General features: G+C 37.0%; 3 protein-coding genes and 3 pseudogenes. 1 reads left to right on the top strand and 5 read right to left on the bottom strand.

What is annotated here, in order from left to right; genetic code table 11:
* Nucleotides 1–57: 57 nt before the first annotated feature.
* From FD28_RS01770 to FD28_RS01760, 3 genes and pseudogenes are all read right to left on the bottom strand, one after another.
* Nucleotides 58–366 (bottom strand): annotated as a pseudogene (locus FD28_RS01770) (helix-turn-helix domain-containing protein); the annotation flags it as partial.
* A gap of 702 nt (nucleotides 367–1068) precedes the next feature.
* Nucleotides 1069–1416: a DUF5388 domain-containing protein gene (locus FD28_RS01765; protein ID WP_020090523.1), complete on the bottom strand. Its 348-nt coding sequence runs from the start codon at nucleotides 1414–1416 to the stop codon at nucleotides 1069–1071.
* Nucleotide 1417: 1 nt separating this feature from the next.
* Entirely contained in the window at nucleotides 1418–2218 is an 801-nt protein-coding gene (locus FD28_RS01760; protein ID WP_020090524.1) for a ParA family protein, read from the bottom strand.
* A 1916-nt stretch (nucleotides 2219–4134) separates the two neighbouring features.
* Here FD28_RS01760 and FD28_RS13005 point away from each other — a divergent pair.
* Nucleotides 4135–4347, top strand: a pseudogene (locus FD28_RS13005) (hypothetical protein); the annotation flags it as partial.
* Here the strand turns inward: FD28_RS13005 and FD28_RS01750 are convergent.
* Nucleotides 4337–4616: pseudogene (locus tag FD28_RS01750) on the bottom strand (hypothetical protein). The pseudogenes FD28_RS13005 and FD28_RS01750 overlap by 11 nt on opposite strands.
* 21 nt (nucleotides 4617–4637) lie before the next feature.
* Nucleotides 4638–4865, bottom strand: coding sequence for a hypothetical protein (locus FD28_RS01745; protein WP_083478081.1), 228 nt, complete (start codon nucleotides 4863–4865; stop codon nucleotides 4638–4640).
* Nucleotides 4866–5145: the final 280 nt, after the last annotated feature.

Below are 5145 nucleotides of genomic sequence, written 5' to 3'. Positions count from 1 at the left end.
TAAAGGAAGCTGATCTTTTTTGTCCGAACAGCGTTCGGATTAATTTTACAATCTACTAATTGACGCAGTGCTCAAGTTATAAGCGGCCGCAATGGTTTCTGGTGACCAGGTTAATCGTAAGTGATTGGTAATTAAAGTCGCTAATGCTGCCGTCAGCATCGAACGACGACCGCAATTCCGCCTTTTGCGATCTGCATCTTGCTGAGCTAATTCTGGATCATAAGGTTTAACCCGGTCCAACTCATAGCTAATCGTAGCTTTGGCGACGCCTAAGGCGTCAGCCATTACTTGGTAAGATTTATTCCCCTCATTGACCAGTTGTGCTAGTGCGCCACGTTGAAAACGTGATAAAGTAGATGTACCCAAAGTAATCACTCCCTATATTGGTTGGAATTAGCTACTACCATTGTAAGTGATTGCTTTGGGCTTTTTAATTTCTGTTCGGATTAATTATAGAATTTGCCATTATTACCTTGCATAGAGAGGTATCTCTGTGTACGTGCGTGTGTGTTAACTGATTGATTGAGAGAAGTCCCTATCCCCCACGGATAGGGGCTTTTCTTATATACCAAAAGTGTTACAATATGGATGCGTGTATAATACGCAACATCTTCTTCTGAGTCCTCATTTTCTGGTTAATTGGGGTTTTTTTATTGTCTGAAAAAATGATACTATCAAGAAGCACGAGAATGCCCTTTCGTGTATTGAGTGGTGGGTCCTCACTTGTATTCTGGTGAGGGCTTTTCTTATACACTAAAAGTGCTATACTACCTACTGTAGCATTTCACCTCAAATACTACCTTCATCAATTTGTGCAGAGTTAAAAAGGCCCTCTAGTTTTATCGCTAGGGGGTCCTTTTATTATCTCTTTATAAATAATACCAGATACATACGAATACTACCTTATGAAGCTGTCAGGGGCACTCAAAGTATCTCTTGGAAATTATAAAGTAACGACAAAAAAGGCCCCTACTCCGCATAATAGAGGGATTTTTTGTGTGCATTCTGCTTCATTTAAACGGACAAGTATACGTCTAAAAGCTGAACGTGTCGTCTGAGGGCGCGTGATTATTTACTTTTTAGTTTATAGTCAAGCTTATCCTTTGTTTCCATCATCGATACCAATTCATCGTAAGTATCGCGTGTTTGGGGAGTTAGTGATTCAAGATAACTTTCAATCATCAAAGAAACCATTTCACTAGCTGAACGCTTATCAGCTGTTGCTTTAGACAAAGCCAAAACGGCATTTCTGGTATGATTATCAACTCGCATGTTTACATCAAAGGTAGGAATTTTTTCCGCACTATCTTCGCCAAAACCTGCTTGCTTTCTAGAAATTGATGATACATTTACGTTTACCTTCTTATCAGGACTTTTTACCTGATCATCATTACCGTGTTTCAAAAGTCCCCCCATATTATTCTGCCTCCAATCTAGATACTAATTCAGTAGCAACAGCCGTATATGTGCTGTGAGTAGCTTTATCCCAAACAGAACGACTGCTTTCAGTGATTCCAGTAAGGTCATATCTCTTTACTCTTTCCATAGCAGTAATGACATTTTCAAATATGTTGTCTTCCCCAAATTCTTCTACGGCCTGTTTAAGAACGGCATTGTCAATAATTGATTGCCCTTTTGTAAGAACTGGAAGAATACCTGCTACATCTACTTTTGCTCCAAATTCGTCAATTAAATTCGTTTGTAAATAGCTTAAGAAACTTTTTGCTCCCAGCAATGCTCTTTGCTGAGTTTGTAGCATAACAATGATCCAGTCGCAGCACATAAAAACGTTATCGTTTGTTAAACTCATTGTAGGGCTTACATCAAGAAACACGAAGTCGAATTTGCTAGATATATTTGACAAAGAGTTTTTAAGATAGCTGACTTTAGCTTTTTCATCAATGTCTTGTTTATCAACCCACCGACTGAATAAGTTCATATCAGCAGCAGCTGGTATTAAGTCAAGACTGTTCTTAATGTTAATGATGCCGTCATTTAAGTCTTTTCCATTAATTAGTAATGCGAAAAGAGATGGATCAATTGTGATGTTGGAATTTTCGTGACTTTTTGTTTTTATCATTAAATCAGTTAGGTTTGCTTGAGGGTCACAATCTACCATAAGCACTTTATATCCCATATTTGATAATTCCCAGCTGATTAAGGCTGTAGTAGATGTTTTACCAGTACCACCCTTTTCATTGGCGCAACTAATTATCATTTTTTATAAATCCTCCATTCGTACACGGTACACGGTGTACTGTGTTATGTGTACAGTGTACCGTACTCAGTACACAATGTACAGAAAAAAATCCTTAACAATTGAATGCGGAATGACGGCTTTTTAATGAAATTATTTAAGTGTACAGTACACAGTATTCAATACACAGTGTACAGTGTACAAGATACAGTGTACGGTGTACGGTGTACTGTACACAAGAAAAGTTGACCAAAAATTTGATAACTGATATAATAATAACCGTAGTAAAAATAGAACATAAAAAAACACCCACCGACGGGAATCGGTGAGCGCCAAACAATCTTCTAATTTATAGGTTATTATATCATGGCCGGTGCGATTTTTAAAGCCCTAGGGGACAAGCTGGGGTCTAAATCCAAGGGGACACGTTTGCCAGTGCGACTTCAATAAGTCTGGCTATACCACAACAAGGTTATCTGTACGGCTGGGTGGTGAATGGTGAGCGCGACCATTAACGGCGCGGGTGGTAAAACGAGGCTTCGGCTTGGTGCCACTGATTAGTTGGTGATCGAACAAAAATAAATACGTATTACCAACGCCTGCTAGGGCGTTTTTTAGTAGGTTAAACCGAAAACGTAGGTTTATAATGAGTGGTGGTAGCAATACCGCAATTGTACAGACAAGCGACGGGCGTTAACGACCGACGAACTAAGGGGAAACTTTTAGTAGTAGAATTGCACTCTGGTTCAGTTATTCCAAATAGCTGATTCCAGGGAACAATTCTGCGCTCAAAACGTCACTCCCTCTAAACTGAATGGAAAACCGTAACCCGTCAAGTCAAATTCCAAAGAAAAAAAGAAAGTTGGTGGAATTGTTGGAATGTAAGGATTACATTGTTCCATTGAATCCAGATGTGATCGTTAAGAAGACAATCTATCGGAGTTCTGCAAGAATTACTGATCGACAAAGGAACCAAGTGAAGAGAGTTTTGCGTAGTCAAGGGTATCAGGGAAGAATTAGTAGTATTCGATATACTCGGGTAAATTACAAGTATTCCTTTAAAGTATCCGTGAAGTATCAGGGGAGTGTCGGTAAGTTTTTGGTTAATACAAAGAATGAGACAGTTGAATTTAAGGGAATGGTCTAGGAGTAATACCAGTAATTTTCACAAACTTCCTTTCCCCAATTAAAGTCAATCTGCGACCTATACCACTTCTTTTTTGGACAAGTTCACAATCAAAAAATAACGGAATGTGGAAGTACCGCGGTGAATGTGGGTTACTTGGGATAAGCCGCCTTATGTTAACTAGAAATTGGTATATAGAAAAAAGACCATCCAAAGAAGAGCTGAGGGTACCTTCTTAGACGGTCTTTTTAACACTGTATCAGAATTACAGAAACTTCTCAATGATATAGATAAAAAGGGTAACCTAAGAACGCCACTGGAACACTTAATTGTAACTAATAAAATCAGTTGTTTTTGATGGATACATTAGGGTAGGCCCTAGTTAAACAAAATGGGCTGGAAGGGAAAATATATGTTTTTTTCAATATTTTTAGGATTAGTTTTGTTATCAGTTGGGATAATCTTAATTGCATTTCTATCCTCATTGATTTCATGTTAATTTAAAGCTATGAGATACGTTCTAAGACGTTTTATAACAACTTGAATATAAATATACGTGAGTAAGATAGAATGGCTTAAAAGAGCTTAGAATTGATTACAGAAAGAAATGATAACATGTGGTTAAAAATTTTTGGCATTATTCCAATGATAATGTTTATAGTTGCGTTGTTCTTAATTGGGATTGTTGGGTTAGCAATCATGATTTGGCTTATCGTTGAGTAAGACGTACCAGCTTAATGATATGAACCGAGTGACAAAACTAGATTAAAATTTAAGGCATTTCATTTACACAAGATTCTTGACGCTACCTAAAATTTTAGATTTTACGCTTGACCTAAAATCAAAAAGAAGAGGTAAGGGTCAAAAGATAATTCAACAGCGATCAAGTAAAAGGAAGCACAAAAAAAGTAAAGCAGAGCTTACACAAAGAATTCAAAAACAGTTAAAAGACTTTGCTAAACACAATCCAGAAGTTAAGCCAAAAAACAATCCTGAAAATAAAAACGATTGGCCTAGTTATTAGGTTGATCGTTTTTTAATTTATCCGGTTTATGGGCGTTGACATAGTCAGCGAATGTTTTTTAAAAGTTCTTCGGTTTGTTCGACCGAGAGGTTATTAGCTTGAAAGTACTTTTCTAATAAAGCCCCTTTTTGAATTAATCGGCGAGAACGGGCTTTTCGTGCTTGTCGATTTTCATAATACTTAAATTGGCGTAACTTAAAATCTTCCCGCTCAATTTTTTGTTTTAAACGCGCTTGTTGTTCAATTAGTTTTTCATATTGATTAGGCATGGAATTCCCCATCTCCTGTGACTAATGATCTACGGACTTTTCCATTAAAAACTCGGATACTTTTTTGGATAAGGACTTGATATTGTCATTAGATAAATTAGCATAATCTAAATTGGCTTGACTGATGATTTGTTTACCTAGCCGTTGTTCAATCTTATTTTTTTCGTCCTTAATTTTTTGATTAAGGGCTTTTAATTTAGCTTCTTGTTTTTCTAAGTTACTTTGAGACATAACGATCCCTCCAATCATATTAGAAATAATCACCGAAACTATATCATATAGGAAACGTTAAGTTAAAGTATAAAAGTTGAAATAGCGAAGCGGAAGTCATACACTAAATTAAAGTTAAGAGAATCAGCAGGCCGAGTGAAACGAGGTCAATGCGCACTTACACATAGAATTTATTCTATGTTGTGCTAGACCCATTAAAAACCTGTATCAGAAGTCGCCGTTGGCGACAACAAAATCAAACTAATTTACCCAAAATCAATTTGGTTCAACATGTTTTCTGTACTTGCTTGATCCAAGC

Source organism: Levilactobacillus hammesii DSM 16381, from assembly GCF_001434395.1.
In the GTDB taxonomy this organism is placed as follows: domain Bacteria; phylum Bacillota; class Bacilli; order Lactobacillales; family Lactobacillaceae; genus Levilactobacillus; species Levilactobacillus hammesii.
The sequence above is the reverse complement of the archived record's forward strand: the minus strand, read 5'-3'. Positions and strand labels throughout refer to the sequence as shown.